General features: G+C 38.8%; 19 protein-coding genes and 1 pseudogene. 11 read left to right on the top strand and 9 right to left on the bottom strand.

What is annotated here, in order from left to right:
• Window positions 1-21: 21 nt before the first annotated feature.
• The 10 genes and pseudogenes from H280_RS0113805 to H280_RS0113760 all read left to right on the top strand — a co-directional run bounded on the left by H280_RS0113805 (window position 22) and on the right by H280_RS0113760 (window position 10,038).
• On the top strand, window positions 22-1,533 hold the full coding sequence (locus H280_RS0113805) for a tetratricopeptide repeat protein (RefSeq protein WP_020061723.1): 1,512 nt from the start codon (window positions 22-24) through the stop codon (window positions 1,531-1,533).
• A gap of 211 nt (window positions 1,534-1,744) precedes the next feature.
• Window positions 1,745-2,695 carry a thioredoxin-disulfide reductase gene (trxB, locus tag H280_RS0113800; RefSeq protein ID WP_020061722.1) on the top strand — a complete coding sequence of 317 codons (951 nt, stop codon included), beginning with the start codon at window positions 1,745-1,747 and terminating at the stop codon, window positions 2,693-2,695.
• 685 nt (window positions 2,696-3,380) lie between these two features.
• Window positions 3,381-4,112, top strand: a complete 732-nt coding sequence (locus tag H280_RS0113795) for a (Fe-S)-binding protein (protein ID WP_020061721.1) — start codon at window positions 3,381-3,383, stop codon at window positions 4,110-4,112.
• A 2-nt stretch (window positions 4,113-4,114) separates the two neighbouring features.
• Window positions 4,115-5,564, top strand: a pseudogene (locus H280_RS0113790) (LutB/LldF family L-lactate oxidation iron-sulfur protein).
• Window positions 5,530-6,231, top strand: a complete 702-nt coding sequence (locus H280_RS0113785; RefSeq protein ID WP_020061719.1) for a LutC/YkgG family protein — start codon at window positions 5,530-5,532, stop codon at window positions 6,229-6,231. The pseudogene H280_RS0113790 and the gene H280_RS0113785 overlap by 35 nt, the downstream one beginning before the upstream one ends.
• Before the next feature lie 160 nt (window positions 6,232-6,391).
• Complete coding sequence (locus tag H280_RS0113780) at window positions 6,392-6,850, top strand: NUDIX hydrolase (protein ID WP_028411235.1); 459 nt, start codon at window positions 6,392-6,394, stop codon at window positions 6,848-6,850.
• 18 nt (window positions 6,851-6,868) lie between these two features.
• On the top strand, window positions 6,869-7,750 hold the full coding sequence (rapZ, locus tag H280_RS0113775) for an RNase adapter RapZ (protein ID WP_020061717.1): 882 nt from the start codon (window positions 6,869-6,871) through the stop codon (window positions 7,748-7,750).
• A gap of 3 nt (window positions 7,751-7,753) precedes the next feature.
• Window positions 7,754-8,707, top strand: coding sequence for a gluconeogenesis factor YvcK family protein (locus H280_RS0113770; protein ID WP_020061716.1), 954 nt, complete (start codon window positions 7,754-7,756; stop codon window positions 8,705-8,707).
• 101 nt (window positions 8,708-8,808) lie between these two features.
• Window positions 8,809-9,759, top strand: a complete 951-nt coding sequence (gene whiA, locus H280_RS0113765) for a DNA-binding protein WhiA (RefSeq protein WP_020061715.1) — start codon at window positions 8,809-8,811, stop codon at window positions 9,757-9,759.
• 21 nt (window positions 9,760-9,780) lie between these two features.
• Window positions 9,781-10,038 (top strand): HPr family phosphocarrier protein, encoded by a 258-nt coding sequence (locus tag H280_RS0113760; protein WP_020061714.1) that lies wholly within the window; start codon window positions 9,781-9,783, stop codon window positions 10,036-10,038.
• 504 nt (window positions 10,039-10,542) lie between these two features.
• On the opposite strand, the gene clpP is transcribed toward H280_RS0113760, so the two are convergent.
• The 9 genes from clpP to H280_RS0113715 all read right to left on the bottom strand — a co-directional run bounded on the left by clpP (window position 10,543) and on the right by H280_RS0113715 (window position 15,339).
• Window positions 10,543-11,124, bottom strand: coding sequence for an ATP-dependent Clp endopeptidase proteolytic subunit ClpP (gene clpP / locus H280_RS0113755; protein WP_020061713.1), 582 nt, complete (start codon window positions 11,122-11,124; stop codon window positions 10,543-10,545).
• Between the two features lie 106 nt (window positions 11,125-11,230).
• Window positions 11,231-11,440 carry a hypothetical protein gene (locus tag H280_RS23620; protein ID WP_020061712.1) on the bottom strand — a complete coding sequence of 70 codons (210 nt, stop codon included), beginning with the start codon at window positions 11,438-11,440 and terminating at the stop codon, window positions 11,231-11,233.
• A 90-nt stretch (window positions 11,441-11,530) separates the two neighbouring features.
• On the bottom strand, window positions 11,531-12,406 hold the full coding sequence (locus H280_RS0113745) for a DUF421 domain-containing protein (protein ID WP_020061711.1): 876 nt from the start codon (window positions 12,404-12,406) through the stop codon (window positions 11,531-11,533).
• Window positions 12,407-12,426: 20 nt separating this feature from the next.
• A complete protein-coding gene (locus H280_RS0113740) occupies window positions 12,427-12,633 on the bottom strand; it encodes a DUF1657 domain-containing protein (protein ID WP_020061710.1) in 207 nt (68 codons plus the stop codon).
• An 11-nt stretch (window positions 12,634-12,644) separates the two neighbouring features.
• Window positions 12,645-12,995, bottom strand: a complete 351-nt coding sequence (spoVAE, locus tag H280_RS0113735) for a stage V sporulation protein AE (RefSeq protein WP_020061709.1) — start codon at window positions 12,993-12,995, stop codon at window positions 12,645-12,647.
• A gap of 3 nt (window positions 12,996-12,998) precedes the next feature.
• The gene (gene spoVAD, locus H280_RS0113730; RefSeq protein WP_020061708.1) at window positions 12,999-14,009 is read right to left on the bottom strand and encodes a stage V sporulation protein AD; all 1,011 of its coding nucleotides are present in this window, start codon (window positions 14,007-14,009) and stop codon (window positions 12,999-13,001) included.
• Entirely contained in the window at window positions 14,010-14,486 is a 477-nt protein-coding gene (gene spoVAC, locus H280_RS0113725) for a stage V sporulation protein AC (protein ID WP_020061707.1), read from the bottom strand.
• 34 nt (window positions 14,487-14,520) lie between these two features.
• Window positions 14,521-15,015 carry a YhcN/YlaJ family sporulation lipoprotein gene (locus H280_RS0113720; RefSeq protein WP_020061706.1) on the bottom strand — a complete coding sequence of 165 codons (495 nt, stop codon included), beginning with the start codon at window positions 15,013-15,015 and terminating at the stop codon, window positions 14,521-14,523.
• 117 nt (window positions 15,016-15,132) lie between these two features.
• On the bottom strand, window positions 15,133-15,339 hold the full coding sequence (locus H280_RS0113715) for a DUF1657 domain-containing protein (protein WP_020061705.1): 207 nt from the start codon (window positions 15,337-15,339) through the stop codon (window positions 15,133-15,135).
• 187 nt (window positions 15,340-15,526) lie between these two features.
• Between H280_RS0113715 and H280_RS0113710 the strand changes: the two genes are divergently transcribed.
• Entirely contained in the window at window positions 15,527-17,440 is a 1,914-nt protein-coding gene (locus H280_RS0113710) for an APC family permease (protein WP_020061704.1), read from the top strand.
• Window positions 17,441-17,542 lie beyond the last annotated feature (102 nt).

The raw sequence follows: 17,542 nt of genomic DNA, 5'->3' as shown, positions 1-17,542 counted from the left end.
GAATGAAATAATGGAGGATCTATGGGGAAAAATCAAGAAATTCATAAAGATAACGGACAAGTTATTTCTTTTAATCAATTAGCCGATTTCTTTTATGATAAAGGAATGAAGGCTTATCGTAACCATCATTTAGCCGATGCAATTAAATATTTTAAAAGAGCGGCACAAAGTCAGAAAGAGCCGTTTATTTTATGTCAATTAGCAACGGCATTATCAGAAGCGGGAGATTATCACGAATCGAATCAAATTTTTTTACAAATTGTTCGTACGGGTGAACAAATAGAAGAATGCTATTATTTTATGGCAAATAATTATGCGTATCTTGGTTTATTCCAACAAGCAAAAAAGTATGCAGAGCGGTATTTAGAAGTTGCGACGGACAAAGAATTTATTGAAGAAACGATGGAACTTTTAGAGATTATTGAAGAAGAAGAAATGGATGCACCGGAACTTGAAGATGAAGATGGATTAATTGTGATGCAAGAGCAAGCAAATCATTATATTCGGAACGGTCAATTAGAAGAGGCGATTGCTACGCTTGAAGGCGTTATAACGGAATATCCGGAATTTTGGTCGGCACATAATAATTTAGCAATTGCTCATTTTCAGCTTGGCAATGTTGATCAAGCATTGAAAATGACAGAGTTAATTTTAGAGAAAAATCCAGGGAATATTCATGCCTTATGTAATACGCTTATTTTTCTATATTCTATTGGGGAACATAAGCAAGTAGAAAAGTTAGCAGAACAACTGGAGACAGTGTATCCGATGTCGTTTGAGCATCGTGTAAAACTAGGGACAACATTTGCGACAATTGGTCGTTTTGAAAGTGCATATAAATGGTTAAAAGTTTTAAAGCGTCAAGGTTACGAAGGTGATGTTAGTTTTTATTATTGGTTCGCATATTCTGCTTACATGGTAAAAGATGAACAAACAGCAGAAAAAATGTGGGCGCACGTTGTGGATTTACATCCTGATAAAAAAGGGAAGGAGCCTTGGAATGCTATTAATTTAGCAGATGAAGGCCAAAATATTTTATTTGGAGAACTGCAGCAATCATTTCAGCAAAGTGAAACGTTAGAAGAACAAATGCTAGCTTTATATTTAATGAATGAGCTGACAACACCAGAGAAAGTTGGCTTTTTCTTTGATGTGATGCAATCTCCTAAGCGTGTTCCAATCGTATCACAGCTCGCGCACTATTTCTTTTTAATTAATAGTCATAAAAGTATTCCACAAGAGCTTCAGCCGTTTGAACAATGTGTTCATATTGCTGATGCTTTATACAACTATACAAACAAAGATGATGAGCTGATTGAAGAGTGTTTACATCTTTGGTTTTGTACATTTATACGCTTATATACGAGCGGAACGGCGTTTACAAATGTATATGGCTGGTCAGCGGCAGTTGAATATATTGTAAGAGGCGAATGTCACGATAAGTTGACGCAGGCAGAGCTTGGGAATATATATAATGTATCGGTAGCAACTGTACGAAAGTATGTGCAAGCAGTAAGATGTGTGCATGAGTAAAGTGAAACTTCCATCAGTGGGGTGGGTTCATCGCTCCGCTGATGGAAAGCCTGTCCAATCGGGCTTTTACGGGAAGTTTTCTTCCCTGTGCTTACCCCGCATTTACTGCCCACGAATAGCGGGGTAAGAGCAAGCAAATCATTGGGAAAAAAACATTGCCGGCAGTATAATGAGGGTATTACAAGAGCGTTAAGAACAGGAGATGAAGAATATGGCAGAAGAAAAAATTTATGATGTAATTATTATCGGAGCTGGCCCGGCAGGAATGACAGCAGCTGTGTATACATCTCGAGCAAATTTAAGTACGTTAATGTTAGAACGCGGCATTCCGGGCGGACAAATGGCAAATACAGAAGAAGTAGAAAACTATCCAGGTTATGACCATATTTTAGGACCAGACTTATCAAATAAAATGTTTGAACATGCGAAGAAATTTGGTGCAGAATATGCATATGGTGATGTGAAACAAATTGTCGATGGAAAAGAATATAAAACAGTAATTGCTGGAAAGAAAGAATATAAAGCACGCGCCATTATTGTTGCAAGTGGTGCGGAATATAAGAAAATTGGTGTGCCAGGCGAGAAAGAACTTGGCGGACGCGGCGTATCATACTGCGCAGTATGCGACGGTGCATTCTTTAAAGGGAAAGAGCTTGTCGTTGTTGGCGGCGGCGACTCGGCTGTTGAAGAAGGTGTGTATTTAACACGCTTTGCAACGAAAGTAACGATTGTTCATCGCCGTGACCAATTGCGTGCACAAAAGATTTTACAGGACCGTGCTTTCCAAAATGAAAAAGTTGATTTTATTTGGAACCACACTGTAAAAGAAATTAATGAAACAAACGGAAAAGTAGGCAGCGTAACACTTGTAGATGTAAATAGTGGTGAAGAGCAAGAGTTTAAAACAGAAGGCGTATTTATTTACGTTGGGATGTTACCACTTTCTAAACCATTTGCAGAGTTAGGTATTACAAATGAAAATGGTTATATTGAAACAAATGAGCGTATGGAAACAAAAGTTCCTGGTATTTTCGCAGCTGGCGACATTCGTGAAAAAATGCTTCGCCAAATTGTAACAGCAACAGGCGATGGAAGTATTGCAGCGCAAAGTGCACAGCATTACGTGGAAGAGCTGTTAGAAGAACTAAAAGTAGAAAAATAATAACTCGAGAAGAGAAGTTGCCTTTACTGAGGTAGCTTCTTTTTCATTTGTCGGCGGATAGTGTACGGCGACTTATATAGGATTTGCGCTTGTATCATATTTTAGTAAGAAATAAGTGATTGAGGGATAGTCCTCGATCACTTATTTTTTTTATTTGTAAAAGCTTAAACCCATTCTTTTTAAGGGAGGAGATGAGAGCAGCGATCAGGGCCTTTTTTTGCCACATGCGATTCCTAAAACAAAGGGAGGAAGCGAGTGGAGGGCATATTGTATTCTGCATAGCATAGACTTCTGTGTCGGAAAACAGATTAGTTATTATTTTTTATTAATATTTTTTGTATTTTTTACCAATAATATGAAAAAAGATAAATTTTAAGAAGCTATTTGCGATTATACATGAGTCATTTCCATAAATAGCTGTCGATGTAATAAAAACAAATGAAACTGAAAATGAATCTAATTTAATTGAGAAAAAATGTTTGAATGCGAATTCCATAACAGAAAATCAATTCATTATTCGGTTTTGCTATGTACTTTGTCTGTTATGAAATTGATTCACATAAGTAAAAAAATGAAAAGAATTATTGCCTTTATTTTTCTAGTTTACCTCGCCATTCGCAAACAGTAAGTCTCTTGTCACAAAACAGAGGAGAAGATAGGTGGGGACCTATTTGGAGGTGTCTATATGAAAGTGTCGGTATTTATTACTTGTCTTGCTGATGTCTTTTATCCAGAAGTAGGAAAGGACGTTGTTGAGATTCTTGAAGATTTAGGCTGTGAAGTCGATTTTCCTAAAAAACAAACTTGCTGTGGTCAGCCTGCTTATAATAGCGGATATCAGAAGGAAACGAAAACGGCCGCAAAGCATATGATTGAAGCATTTGCTGGTTCAGAATATGTTGTGGCACCATCAGGATCTTGCGTTATGATGGTTCACGAGTTTTCAAGTTTATTTTCTGAAAGTGAAACAGAGTGGCGCGAAAAGGCTACGGAACTTGCAAAGAAAACATATGAATTTACACAGTTTATTGTAGAAGTGTTGGGCAAAGAAGCTTTAGGTGCAAAGCTTCATAAAAAAGCAACTGTTCATACATCGTGTCATATGAGCCGATTAATGAATATAAAAGAGCCTCCGCAAACATTATTAAAACATGTAGAAGGATTGGAAGTTGTTCCATTGTCCCATAATTATGATTGCTGTGGATTCGGTGGTACATTTGCAGTGAAGATGGCGGAAATCTCTGAGGAAATGGTTGAGGAAAAAGTAAAACATATTATGGAGACGGGTGCGGAAGTGTTAATCGGGATGGATTGCAGTTGTTTAATGAATATAAAAGGGCGCTTAACCCGTCATGGTTATCCAATTGAAGTGAAGCATATTGCGCAAGTATTAAATGAGGATAGAGAGGGGATCTAAATATGGGGATGAAAATTGGGAACGATCCTTTTCATAAACGTGCTGAAACAGGTATCGGGGATCAATTCATGAGAAATGCAGTTAAGAAAGCGCAAGATGGTCTTAGAAGTAAGAAATTAAAAGCGACTGAGAGCCTTGGGAATTGGGAAGAATGGCGTTCTTTAGGAGAAGAGATCCGAAAGCATACGTTAGAAAATCTTGATTATTATTTATATCAACTCACGGAAAAGATTGAGGAAAATGGTGGTTCTGTGTATTTCGCAGATACTGCTGAAGATGCAAGGGAATATGTAAAAGGAATTATAAAAAAGAAAAATGCGAAAAAAATTGTAAAGTCAAAATCTATGGTAACGGAAGAAATTAGTCTAAATGAAGCAATTGAAGAAGTTGGAGGGGAAGTATTAGAAACGGACCTAGCGGAATTTATTTTACAAATTAATGATCATGATCCACCATCACATATCGTTGTTCCGTGTCTTCATAAAGATAAAGAAAGCATTTGTGAGTTGTTTAAGGAGAAAATAGGCTATACCGGAACAGCTGATCCTGAAAAAATGGCGAGGTTTGTCCGAAACTATTTGCGTAATGATTTTTTAACAGCGGATGTAGGCGTGACAGGATGTAATTTTGCCGTTGCGGAGTCTGGGTCTATTTCAATTGTAGCGAATGAAGGGAATGCCAGATTAGTTACGACGATTCCGAAAACGTTAATTACCGTGATGGGAATGGAGCGGATTGTTCCAACATGGGAAGAGCTTGATGTGTTAGTGACACTTCTGTGCCGAAGTTCTGTCGGGCAAAAGTTAACAAGTTATATTACTGGTTTAACGGAACCTGGGGGGACAGATGGACCAGAGGAGTTTCATTTAGTAATTGTTGATAACGGCCGTTCTAATATTTTAGGGACAGAGTTTCAAAGTGTGTTGCAGTGTATTCGCTGTGCGGCATGTATTAATGTGTGTCCAGTATATCGTCATATCGGAGGACATGCATACGGCTCAATCTATCCCGGGCCAATTGGCGCTGTATTAACACCGCTTTTAGGCGGATATGATGAATACAAGGATTTACCTTATGCATCTAGCCTTTGCGGCGCTTGTACGGAAGCGTGCCCGGTGCGAATACCTTTACATGAATTATTACTTCAGCATCGTAGGCAGATTGTAGAGGAAGCGAAAAAGTCTCCTGTAGCTTGGGATATGGCGATGAAAGGCTTTGAAAAAATGGTGAAGAGTTCGAGGTCATTCTCGTTAGCGGCAAGGACAGCTCCGTATGCATTAAAGCCTTTTACAAAAGGAGACAAAATTGAGCGCGGGGTAGGACCGTTAAAAGCTTGGACAAAAGCAAGAGACTTTCCAGCTCCGAAAAAACAACTGTTTAGAGATTGGTTTGAAAAGCGGTCAAGGGAGGATCGATAATGGCCATTCAAAATCGCGAAACATTTTTAGCTAAGCTATCCGAAAGACTTGGGAGAAAACGTCCAGAAACCGTAGAAAAACCGAGCTGGTCTGTTGCTCCGCAATGGGGCGTTTTTGACGGATTAACGAAGGATGAGCTTGTATTGAAGTTGATGGAACATTGTGAAACGATACATACAGAAGTTCTGAGAACAAAAAAGGCTAATCTGGCAGAAACATTACACTCCTTTATGAAAGAATGGAATATCAAATCTGTTATTTATTCAAATGATGAACGGTTCGATGAATATAATCTTAGTAATACGTTTATAAATGAAGGGGCAATGCATTTTCACAAATGGGATTTAGCCCATAAGGAAGAGAGTATTGAATTCGCGAAAACAGCTGATCTTGGAATTACATTCTGTGATATTACTCTTGCGGAATCAGGAACCGTCGTTTTATATAATGATGGAATGAAAGGCAGACATGTCAGTCTTCTTCCAGAATCGTATATTGCCATTGTCCCGAAGAGCACGATTGTCCCGAGGTTAACACAAGCTACAAAGACGATTCATCATCAAAATGTTGAGGGTGAAGCCCCTCCATCTTGTTTGAATTTTATCTCAGGTCCGTCAAACAGTGCAGATATTGAAATGAATCTTGTCGTAGGGGTACATGGGCCAATAAGAACAGCGTATATTATTGTGGATGATCAATAATTATGAGGATTTTACTATAAGGTGATGGGAATAGTCTTCCGTCACCTTTTTTCATTTGCTTTAGACATGGGGTTCCTTCGTTGTGACAAACTGTATTTGATAGTATAATGAAGGAAGTATATAATGGGGATTTCTCCGTTAGTAGTTGAGGTGAGGAAGTTTGCAAAGAGTGACAAACTGTGTGTTAATTAAGGATAATGAAGTTCTTCTATTACAAAAGCCTCGTCGCAATTGGTGGGTTGCTCCAGGGGGTAAAATGGAGCGCGGGGAAACGGTGAGAGAATCAGTTGTTCGCGAATATCGCGAAGAAACGGGTATTTATTTGAAAAATCCAGCATTAAAAGGTGTCTTCACTTTCGTAATCCAAGAAGGAGACAAGGTTGTTTCTGAATGGATGATGTTTTCTTTCTTAGCGACAGATTTTGCAGGAGAAAATAAACTGCAAAGCGAAGAAGGGATAATAGGCTGGCATACATTTGATAAGATTGATGAGTTGCCAATGGCACCGGGAGATTATCATATTATTGATTATTTAATTAAAGGAAATGGTATTATTTACGGTACATTTGTATATACACCAGATTTTGAATTACTTTCGTATCGGTTAGATCCGAGTTAAGCGATGAGGAGGGATATAATGGACGCGCATAATGATATTAAAATGGTTATTATTACAGGAATGTCCGGAGCAGGAAAAACGGTTGCCCTGCAAAGCTTTGAAGATCTAGGATATTTTTGCGTGGATAATTTACCGCCTATGTTGTTGCCGAAGTTTGTTGAATTAATGGCAGACTCGAAAGGGAAAATGAATAAAGTAGCGCTCGGTATTGATTTACGTGGCCGAGAGTTCTTTGATCATTTATGGGGAGCGCTTGATGATTTAACAGAACGCACATGGATTATTCCGCATATTTTATTCTTGGATGCAAAAGATAGTACACTTGTAACTCGTTATAAAGAAACAAGGCGTTCACATCCACTTGCTCCAACGGGCCTTCCGTTAAAAGGAATAGAAGCTGAGCGTTCGTTATTAACAGATATGAAGGCGCGTGCGAATATTGTACTTGATACGTCGGAATTAAAGCCGAAAGAGCTAAGAGAAAAGATCATTCAATTATTCTCAACTGAGGGTGAACAAGCATTTCGTGTAAATGTGATGTCATTTGGATTTAAATATGGTATTCCAATTGATGCTGATTTAGTATTTGATGTTCGTTTTTTACCAAATCCATACTATATTCCACATATGAAGCCATTAACAGGTCTTGACGAGGAAGTATCGTCGTATGTGCTGAAATTTAACGAAACGCACAAATTTTTAGAGAAGTTAACAGACCTTATTTCCTTTATGCTTCCGCATTATAAGCGCGAAGGAAAAAGTCAGCTTGTTATTGCAATCGGATGTACAGGAGGGCAACATCGATCCGTTACACTTGCAGAATATTTAACGCAACATTTGAAGCAAGAATATACAACTCATGTATCTCATCGTGATGTGGAGAAGAGAAAGGGACATTAAGAGATGGGAAAAGAGAGGAAACCGAAAATCGTTATTATGGGAGGCGGAACGGGACTATCCGTTTTGCTACGCGGTTTAAAAAAGTATCCTGTCGATATTACAGCGATTGTAACGGTTGCTGATGATGGAGGAAGTTCTGGGAGACTTCGCGATGAATTAGAAATCCCACCTCCTGGAGACATTCGTAACGTGCTTGTTGCGTTGTCGGATGTGGAGCCTCTTGTAGAGGCGTTATTTCAGCATCGTTTTACATCGGGAGAAGGATTAACAGGACATGCGCTTGGAAATTTATTGTTAGCTGGAATGACAGCTATTACAGGTGATTTCTTTCATGCCATTACGGAAACGAGTAAAGTGTTAAATGTGAGAGGTCGTGTACTTCCAGCTGCAAATCAAAGTGTTGTTTTGCATGCGGAATTGGAAGATGGTCAAATTGTAAGCGGGGAATCAAAAATCCCGTATTCCGGGAAAAAAATTAACCGTGTCTTTCTAACGCCAGGGGAAGTAGAACCGCTTCATGAAACATTAATGGAAATTCAAAGAGCTGATTTACTTCTATTTGGACCAGGAAGTTTGTATACAAGTATTTTGCCGAATTTAATGGTGAAAAAAATTGGGGATGCAGTACTTCGGGCAAAAGCAAAGAAAGCATACGTTTGTAATGTTATGACCCAAGCTGGTGAAACAATGGGATATACAGCGTTTGACCATGTGAAAGCATTGCATGATCACCTTGGGGAAGCATTTATTGATACAGCAATTGTGAATGATGAACCAATTCCATCTAAACTATTAGGACGTTATGCAGAAGAAATGTCGGGGCAGGTTGCAATTGATGAAGAGCGTTTTGCCGCACATAATATTAAGTTGATTAAAGGTTGTTTAGCAAAGTATGATGATCAAGTTGTGCGTCATGATACGATAAAGCTAGCTTCGATTTTATATTCATTAATATAACTTGTCAGCTTGAAAAAGCTTGCATGGTATAAGGCGTTACTTCTTTGAGGTAACGCTACAAATTCATTTAGGGTAGTAATTATTGTTAGGAGGTGAAACGGTTGTCCTTTGCATCAGAAACAAAGAAGGAGCTAACAAAGCTCGAAATGAAGGAATGCTGTGAGAAAGCAGAGTTATCAGCATTACTTCGTATGAACGGTTCACTCTCCTTTTCAAATCGTCGTGTAATCATTGACATTCAAACGGAAAATGCAGCGATTGCTCGAAGAATTTATACATTATTGAAAAAAGGATATAACGTGACAGTTGAACTACTTGTCCGTAAGAAAATGCGCTTAAAGAAAAATAATGTGTACATCGTTCGTTTAGTTGAAAAAGCGCGTGAGATTTTATTAGATTTGCACATTGTACGAGAGGACTTTTCGTTTATTCGTAATATTTCACAAGAATTGATTGAGAAAAAGTGTTGTAAACGATCGTACTTACGCGGGGCATTTTTAGCTGGCGGTTCCGTTAATAATCCAGAAACATCCTCGTATCATTTAGAAATTTTCTCGTTATACAACGAACATAATGATGCGATATGTGAACTGATGAATGAATTTGCGTTAAACAGTAAAACGTTAGAAAGGCGAAAAGGGTACATTACGTATTTAAAGGAAGCGGAAAAAATTACCGAGTTCTTAAATATTATTGGGGCTCATAGCGCTCTTTTAAGGTTCGAAGATATTCGAATTGTGCGTGATATGCGTAATTCTGTAAATCGTCTTGTGAACTGTGAAACGGCAAACTTAAATAAAACGATTGGTGCAGCTTTAAGACAAATTGAAAACATTCGTTATATTGACGAGACTGTTGGACTGGATTTTTTACCAGATAAATTACGTGAAATCGCAGAGCTGCGTATCAATTATCAAGATGTTACATTGAAAGAATTAGGAGAAATGGTATCTGGGGGAAACATTAGTAAATCGGGTATCAATCATCGGTTGCGTAAAATTGATGACATTGCGGAGAAATTACGCGCTGGTGAAGCGGTTGTAAAAAAATAAAAGGCAAAGGGGAATGGAACAGTGGTTCAAAAAAGGATAGAGGTGCTGTTGAAGACTGGATTACAAGCACGTCCGGCGGCGTTGTTTGTACAAGAAGCAAACCGTTTTCAAGCTGATATTTTTATGGAGAAAGACGGGAAAACGGTCAATGCTAAGAGTATTATGGGGATTATGAGCTTAGCTGTTGGATCTGGATGTGAAGTTACGATTACGACAGAAGGATCAGATGAGACAGAAGCATTGGCAGCACTTGTTGCTTATGTGCAAAAAGAACAATAAAAAGCTATCGCGAATGTGCGATAGCTTTTTATTGTGCGTTGCGTTTCCGATACGTCTGTCGAACGTCGTTGAAGGGTTTTTATCCCACTATTCGTGGGCAGTAAGGACTGAGGAAACACGGGGAAGAAAGCTGCTCATAAAGGCCTGATTAGTGAGAGATTTCCATCAGTGAGAAAAGCGTCACTGATGGAATTTTCACTTTATCCTGTGTCGAATTGCCGATAAATGAAAAAGAGCTATCGTAGATGATAGCTCTTTTCTTATGATCTAGCTCCAGCGGCTAGAATGGTCGGTGGCTTCGCTTCTTCCGCCGAGGTAAAAAGCACCTCTTTGTCAGAAGCTCCATCCCCCTCTCATTCTGAGCAAGCCGCTTCCGCTTTTCTTATGATCTAGCTCCAACGGCTAGAATCTCCGGTCGTTTCGCCCCCTCGGACGAGGTAAAAAGCACCTCTTTGTCGGTGGCTCCAACGTCCTGCGATTCTGAGCAAGCCGCTTCCGCTTTTCTTAGCGGTTTGTAAAGATTTTGTCAATTAAGCCGTATTCTAATGCTTTTTCTGCTGTCATGAAGTTGTCACGCTCTGTGTCGCGCTCAATTACTTCTAAATCTTGACCTGTACGCTCAGCAAGAATTTTGTTTAGTTTATCGCGTAAGAATAGGATACGTTTTGCAGCGATTTCGATTTCCGTCGCTTGTCCTTGGGCACCACCAAGTGGTTGGTGAATCATAACTTCACTGTTTGGAAGCGCGAAACGTTTTCCTTTTTCACCAGCTGCAAGTAAGAAAGCACCCATAGATGCAGCCATACCGATACAAATTGTAGATACGTTTGGTTTAATGAATTGCATTGTATCGTAAATTGCCATACCAGCTGTAATAGAGCCACCAGGACTGTTGATATATATATGAATATCCTTTTCTGGGTCTTGTGATTCTAAGAATAAAAGCTGAGAAACGATAGAGTTTGCTACGTTGTCATCAATTGCGCTACCAAGCATGATGATACGGTCTTTTAATAAACGAGAGTAAATATCATAAGCACGTTCCCCGCGATTTGTTTGTTCGATAACTGTAGGAATTAAATTCATGTGTAACTTCCTCCTTTAACACATTTGTTAGTTTTATAATACAATTATGGTCAATAAAGGTCAAACGAAACCACTTCAGTTTAAGAAAATATGTACGTGTATCATGTTAATTCGCTATAAATGAGGAATTCCCTTCTTCTGTACCTTCCTCATCATAACCGAATTGAGTGAATTTAAACATACCCATAAAAACCCCCTCTTTTTTTAGGTGGTCGAGAGCATCTGACCATGCATAGAAGCGGTCAGGGTTCTTTTCTGCCACGCGCGAAGTGAAAACAAAAAGGGAGAGCGAGCGTAGATTCTCTGTTCGATGCATGGCAGTGATTTATCTCCCCACTGATGGAAGTTTCACTTTATATAGACATAAAAAAGAACGCCGTTACATATATAAGCGTTCTTTTCCGTACTACTCTTTCAGTAAATACGTTACTTTATTTAAAATTTCCTCTAGCTTCTTAGCGTTGTTTACATACATGTTCGCGGCGGTACTTGATTTCGTTTCTAAAGAAAAGAGTTCAAGATCAGCGTGACACTTCTTTAAGGAAGCGAGTAATAATGGTTTATCTTGGGGAGAAGGCATTTGAATTTTATCGTTGTATATGTCGACAGTGAGTTGGCCGTAGGAGTCGACTTGTCCAATGAATACGTTGTCGATTGCAACTCCTATTTTTTCGAGTTCAGTGCGAACCCAAGCACGGTTATGGCCACTTGCTGCAAGAGGTTCATCTATTATGTTTCCGTCCATAATGACTGTTTGTGTTTCTTTTTCATTTGGTAATTTTAATCCGATATCTTTTGCAGTTAATGGTTGTCTGTCTTTCTTTAATAATACGTTTAATTCACCGCTAGGCTCTAATATAGCAAATTCAACATCGGTTATGTTGAATACATCTTTTTTTCGCAGAAGCTCTAGTAGTTCGTCGCTTGTATATTTTTCCTTTTTTAAATTATCTTCGAGCACTTTGCCATCTTTTATAAAAATGGTGGATTTACCCTCTACAAAATCTCGCACTGTTTTATTTTTTAAGGAAATTAGTCCTGCGAAAAAGGGTATGACCGCAAAAACCAGCATACTAGAAATACCGTGGAAGAAGTTTTGTTCCAATCCTGTCGATACTTCTGCCGCAATATCACCAATCGTCATACCCGCTATGTATTCAAAAAAGGAAAGTTGAGAGATTTGTCTTTTGCCAAGCCATTTCGTAATGGCGAATAAAACAATTAAGACAAATAAAGAACGTATAATGACAAGTGGCCATTCTGGTATGTGAATGTCAGGCATGTATATTCCCTCCAGTCTTCCTAAAATCCTTTATATTGTGGTTCTTCTCGTTCTAATGTTGAAACTCGCCCTTGTACATCAGTAATTATACTATCCATCTCTAACATACATTCATGAAAAACGCGCTTTGCTTCTTGATCAGCAGAGTTTTGTGAAAGGGCACTTAAACTTGCTTGTGCGCCTTTTAAACTAGCGAGGCATGTTTTTACACTTGCAACAACGGTCATGAGAACACCTCTTATCCTTTTGGTTTAAATAATAAAGCTCCAATGAATCCGAAAATAATTGCGGCAGATATACCGGCACTTGTTACTTTAAACATCCCTGTTATAACACCAATAATGCCATGTTCAGCTGCTTCCGCCATTGCACCGTGAACGAGAGCGTTCCCAAAGCTTGTAATAGGAACCGTTGCGCCTGCTCCGGCAAAATCAATTAATGGTTCATACAAATTAAATCCATCTAATATAGCCCCAATGACAACAAGTGTCGACATTGTATGAGCAGGGGTGAGTTTGAAGACGTCGAACATAACTTGCCCAATGACACAAATGAGGCCGCCAATTACAAAAGCCCAAAAAAAGATCATGTATTATATACCTCCAACTTCAATGGATACTGCATGAGCGATACAAGGAATCGTTTCTTGTTGCTGGAAAGTTAATGGGGAAAGTAAAGCCCCAGTAGCAACTACAAGTATTTTGCGAAACTCTCCTTTTTTCATTCGGTTTAATAAATGCCCATACACAACAGTTGCTGAGCAGCCTGGCCCGCTTGCTCCTGCTAAAATAGGCTGGTTGTCTCTGTAAATAAGTAATCCGCAATCTTGAAATTGTTCGCTTCGTATAGATGTTCCCTGCTTACGTAGTAAGTCAAAGGCAATTTCGCGTCCTACATGTCCGAGATCACCCGTTACAATTAAGTCATAGTAGGATGCATCGATTTGTCGTTCTCTTAAATGTGCTTCTATCGTGTCGACAGCAGCAGGAGCCATAGCCCCTCCCATATTTAGCGGGTCGGTTAATCCCATATCGATCACTCTGCCGATTGTTGCTGATGTTACGCAAGGGCCATCTCCTTGGTCGCTTAATAAGGCAGCGCCCGCTCCTGTTACTGTCCACTGCGCAGTAGGGGGTTTTTGACCTCCATATTCAGTTGGATATCTGAACTGTTTTTCTACAGCAGTATTATGGCTAGATGCTCCTGTTAATAAATATTTTGCTCCTTTTGCATTTATGATGCTGGCACCTAAAGCGAGTCCTTCCATCGAGGTAGAACAAGCGCCGAATAATCCAAGATAAGGAGTACCGAGTGTCCGGCAAGCAAAGCTAGAAGGCGTAATTTGATTAATTAAATCTCCTGCTAGGATAAATTGAATATCTTCTTTCCGAAGTTGTGCCTTTTCTGTGGCCCTGCTGCAAGCTTCTTCGAATAAAACTCGATGTGCTTTTTCGTAGGAGTCTTGTCCTAACCATAAATTATCATGCAATGTATCGAAATCATCGGGGATGTTGCCGTTCGCTTCAAATGGTCCGCCAATGACACCAGTTGATATAATGACAGGCTTGTTGTCAAATACCCATGTTCGGTGGCCTTGTAACATTTAAAACCCTCCCCATTGAACTAGAATTGTTCGAATTAGTGCAATTACAAATGCAGAAAATACACCGAATAAAATAACAGATCCGGCTAGTTTAAACATATTCCCGCCCACTCCAAGTACAAAACCTTCCGTACGATGCTCAATACAAGCTGATATGACGGAGTTTCCAAATCCGGTAACAGGAACGGCTGTACCTGCCCCGCCAAACTGAGCTAATCGATCGTATACACCGAAACCTGTTAAGAGCATGGAAATAAAGATCATTGTCGCTACAGTTGGATTCCCCGCAGATCGTTCCGTAAAATCGAAATAAGTAATATAAAATGTGGAGATTAGTTGACCGATTAAACAAATGAATCCACCTACAAAAAAAGCTTTTATACAATTTTTGAGAACAGGACGCTTTGGTTCACGCTGCTGTTCAAATTTTTTATATTCTTGTTGCACTGGCGATAAGTCTTTGTTTTGGCTCGACATATGAATCCATCCTTTTCTATGTTGAAAAGTATTATTAAATATCGGAATGCATTTCTTCTTTAACTACTTTTAGTTGTTTTTTTATTTCTTTCTTATCTGCTTCTTTGTTTTTAATCTTCGTTTCTAATTTATCTAGCAACATGAAAACTTTTTTATCCATACTGACGTAAACTTTTAAATTAGGATACGTCTTTTTTAATGTCTGTTTCATTTCCTTTTTTAATTTCTTTAGTTGAAAGCGTTCGTGGTGCTCTGGTTTCGCGGCTACGTATAGTTCGTTATTGAAGTTAACCGATTTAACATCAATGACTTCCTCCATATTAAAAATCTGATCTTTCGCTTGATTTGCGATGGATTGATCAATATTCTCCATACTGACATTTTTTAATGGTGTATCTTTTTTATTTGTTTGGTGCTCTTCTTTTTCGTTTGCTTCTTTTTTTACTTTTTTATCTAGTGGACTGTTACAGCCGCTTAGGAAACTGAAGAAGAGAAGGAATAACAAAGTAATAATTCTAAATTTTCTCATTGTATCATTCCATTTCTATAGCTCTATGTAATTTGAGGTGAAAAAAGGATGATATTGTATCACCCTTTTTTCGGTTCAGCATAAAGCGGGTATTATTCCGTTTAATAAAAACGCCCTTTACTGCTGTGTGTATTGAGGTTCTTCTTGTTGAACCTCTTGAACGCGCGGAGATAAAGAATCAATAATGGATTGCGTTTGTTGTGCTGCGCTTTGGAATAATTGCTTCGCTTGTTGGTTATCAGTATCAAGAGCGAACCCTTCTAAGCTCGCTTGTGCACTTTTTAATCCTGAAACAGTTTGTTTAAGTTTCGTAATTACAGTCATAACGTAATTCCTCCTCTAGTTGAATTGAATTTCAATCATTAGAATTTGTGAATGTGTGTTGAAATATAATTACCAATTTTAGGGTTTTTAAAAGTACATATTTTATATTTCGTTGTTCAAAATATTATGTATCAATTCAAATCAGGAGAATAAAATGAGCAAATAGTGATTAAAAGGAGAAAGAGTTATGGATCATCACACTTTAGTTAGATGGTTGGAAGCGGTGTTAATTATAGTTGCATTACTTGCAATTTGGTTTTCTGCAAGTAATTTCAGTAGTGTGAAGCGTTTTTTAATTGGTCGTCCGATGCGAACGTCAGAGCTTCATGCGCACCATAACAAATTATTTTGGTTAATTGCGCTACCTATCCTTTCGGCAGATTTGTATTCATCTGTTGCGTATGGGCCTGAATCCGGAATGACAGAGCTGGAAGGACTTGGTCCTGATGCGAAATGGTTGATTATGCCGATTACCATTTCGACTATCGTTCTTTTAGCAATTTTAATTGTGTCGTATATTATGGGGATTTTGGCATATCCAAACGGCGGGGGAGCGTATGCGATTGCGAAAGATAACTTCAAGCAGCGCTGGGTTTCTCTTGTCGCCTCTAGTTCTTTGCTTGTTGATTATGTATTGACTGTAGCGGTATCTGTATCTGCAGCGATAGAAGCAGTTTCTTCTGCGTATCCTGTAGTTGTTCCATATGAAACGATTTTGGCGATTTTATGCGTCGTTATCTTAGTACTTATAAACTTGCGCGGGGTAGCAGAGTCAGCTCGCGTATTTGCTTGGCCGACATTCGGTTTTATGATTTGTATGTTAATTTTAATTTTCACAGGATTTTTTGATGAATTTCGTCACGGGGTTGTTCAACCGAGTACACCGAGCTTTGGGACAGTTCCAGAAGGCTTAACAACTTTATTAATTTTGAAAGCGTTCAGTTCGGCTTGTTCAGCACTTACAGGAATTGAGACAATTTCAAATGCAGTTCCTATTTTTAGAGAACCGCAGCAAAAAAACGCAATTAGAACATATATTGCTTTAGGTGTTATCACAGCTGTGACACTTTTAGGATTTTCGTACCACTTGTATGTGAAGGGTGTTACCCCAGATCCGCACAACACGATGTTGTCACAGTTGACGGGTATGTATTTTGGACACGGAATTTTATATCAAGTGATTATATGGTTTACGTTTATTGTGTTAATTTTAGCGGCAAACTCCACATTTACGGGATTTTCTCAGCTTGCTGCGATTGTAGCGGCAGACGGATATTTGCCTCGAAGTTTAACAAATCGCGGAGATCGTTTAGGGTATTCGAATGGAATTATTGCGCTAGCGTCGTTGGCATGTATTTTGATCATAGCGTTTCATGCGCATACGAATGCGTTAATTCCGCTATACGCAATCGGTGTGTTCCTTTCGTTTACAGTAGCGCAAATTGGTTTAATGCGCCGCTGGAAACGAGTAAAAGGATCGCATTGGAAAATTAAGTTTACAATTAATACAGTTGGTGCTGTAATTACATCAATCGTTGCCGTTATTTTTGCTGTTACGAAGTTTACAGGCGGCGCCTGGGTTGTATTAGTTGTCTTACCTATTATTATTTTCATTTCAATGTCCATTCACAAACATTATGAAGATGTTGCAAAAGAATTGCGCATCGATATGCAAACGGTACGTCCAGAAGCAAGTGATGTAGTCACGCTTGTTTTAGTGTCAGGTGTCCACCGTGTTGTGAACAACACGATATCTTTTGCGAAGAGTGTAGATGTTGATCCGATTGCTGTATACGTTGGTTTCGATAAGGAATCTATAAATAAAATGGAGAAAAAGTGGAAAGACTGGGGAACTCCTTGTAGACTAGTCGTTCTACGCAGTAAATATCGTTCTATTCTTGAACCGCTGAATCGTTTTATTAAAACAATAGAGGCGAAACAAAAAGATGGGGGACATATCCATATTATTATTCCGCAGTTCATTCCGCACAAATGGTGGCACAATGCATTGCATAACCAAAGTGCACTTCTTCTGCGCATGTGGTTTATGCGCAATAAAGATATTGTCATTACAACAGTCCCGTATCATTTGCATAAATAATATCGTTTCATTATATACGGCCTACATCACGTAACGATGTAGGCCGTATATTGTATATCAGTCATTGCGACATAAGAAGTAATTGCTTCCAAAACGAAGATA

It is taken from the genome of Bacillus sp. 123MFChir2, assembly GCF_000383235.1.
Lineage (GTDB): Bacteria > Bacillota > Bacilli > Bacillales > Bacillaceae_G > Bacillus_A.
Note: the sequence above shows the minus strand (reverse complement) of the source record. Positions and strands in the feature narration are given on the sequence as shown.

What these genes read in the sequence shown, in the direction of transcription:
- H280_RS0113805 (WP_020061723.1), top strand. Translation starts at nt 22, where the DNA reads ATGGGGAAAAATCAAGAAATTCATAAAGATAACGGACAAGTTATTTCT.
- trxB (WP_020061722.1), top strand. Translation starts at nt 1,745, where the DNA reads ATGGCAGAAGAAAAAATTTATGATGTAATTATTATCGGAGCTGGCCCG.
- H280_RS0113795 (WP_020061721.1), top strand. Translation starts at nt 3,381, where the DNA reads ATGAAAGTGTCGGTATTTATTACTTGTCTTGCTGATGTCTTTTATCCA.
- H280_RS0113785 (WP_020061719.1), top strand. Translation starts at nt 5,530, where the DNA reads ATGGCCATTCAAAATCGCGAAACATTTTTAGCTAAGCTATCCGAAAGA.
- rapZ (WP_020061717.1), top strand. Translation starts at nt 6,869, where the DNA reads ATGGACGCGCATAATGATATTAAAATGGTTATTATTACAGGAATGTCC.
- H280_RS0113770 (WP_020061716.1), top strand. Translation starts at nt 7,754, where the DNA reads ATGGGAAAAGAGAGGAAACCGAAAATCGTTATTATGGGAGGCGGAACG.
- clpP (WP_020061713.1), bottom strand. Translation starts at nt 11,124, where the DNA reads ATGAATTTAATTCCTACAGTTATCGAACAAACAAATCGCGGGGAACGT.
- H280_RS23620 (WP_020061712.1), bottom strand. Translation starts at nt 11,440, where the DNA reads ATGCATCGAACAGAGAATCTACGCTCGCTCTCCCTTTTTGTTTTCACT.
- H280_RS0113745 (WP_020061711.1), bottom strand. Translation starts at nt 12,406, where the DNA reads ATGCCTGACATTCACATACCAGAATGGCCACTTGTCATTATACGTTCT.
- H280_RS0113740 (WP_020061710.1), bottom strand. Translation starts at nt 12,633, where the DNA reads ATGACCGTTGTTGCAAGTGTAAAAACATGCCTCGCTAGTTTAAAAGGC.
- spoVAE (WP_020061709.1), bottom strand. Translation starts at nt 12,995, where the DNA reads ATGATCTTTTTTTGGGCTTTTGTAATTGGCGGCCTCATTTGTGTCATT.
- spoVAD (WP_020061708.1), bottom strand. Translation starts at nt 14,009, where the DNA reads ATGTTACAAGGCCACCGAACATGGGTATTTGACAACAAGCCTGTCATT.
- spoVAC (WP_020061707.1), bottom strand. Translation starts at nt 14,486, where the DNA reads ATGTCGAGCCAAAACAAAGACTTATCGCCAGTGCAACAAGAATATAAA.
- H280_RS0113720 (WP_020061706.1), bottom strand. Translation starts at nt 15,015, where the DNA reads ATGAGAAAATTTAGAATTATTACTTTGTTATTCCTTCTCTTCTTCAGT.
- H280_RS0113715 (WP_020061705.1), bottom strand. Translation starts at nt 15,339, where the DNA reads ATGACTGTAATTACGAAACTTAAACAAACTGTTTCAGGATTAAAAAGT.
- H280_RS0113710 (WP_020061704.1), top strand. Translation starts at nt 15,527, where the DNA reads ATGGATCATCACACTTTAGTTAGATGGTTGGAAGCGGTGTTAATTATA.